At 48.3% G+C, this 236-nt stretch carries 1 protein-coding gene; it reads right to left on the reverse strand.

Translation table 11 applies throughout. From position 1 onward, the window contains the following. Nucleotides 1-77: 77 nt before the first annotated feature. The gene (locus R0J88_RS23510) at nt 78-227 is read right to left on the reverse strand and encodes a hypothetical protein (RefSeq protein WP_410901392.1); all 150 of its coding nucleotides are present in this window, start codon (nt 225-227) and stop codon (nt 78-80) included. Between the last annotated feature and the right edge of the window lie 9 nt (nt 228-236).

A 236-nucleotide genomic window follows, 5' to 3' on the forward strand; every position in this document is an offset into this window, starting at 1 on the left:
GGGGATTTTCGCAATCTCCATACATCAAAAAAATCCCGATCTTCTGACCGGGATTTTCAACATCAACGGGAACTTGATTACGGCAGAATTGACGGCTGATCCGCCCCTTCTTTTTCCACTTTCTGCTGCAACATGTGTTCGCGCTTCATACCCAGTTTCAGAGCCAACGCAGATGCCACATAGATGGAAGATGCAGTACCGATGGAAACACCGATAAGCATGGTCAGCGAGAAGCC

Origin of the sequence: Pseudoalteromonas sp. SIMBA_162, assembly GCF_046535955.1 — a bacterium.
Classification (GTDB): Bacteria; Pseudomonadota; Gammaproteobacteria; order Enterobacterales; family Alteromonadaceae; genus Pseudoalteromonas; species Pseudoalteromonas marina.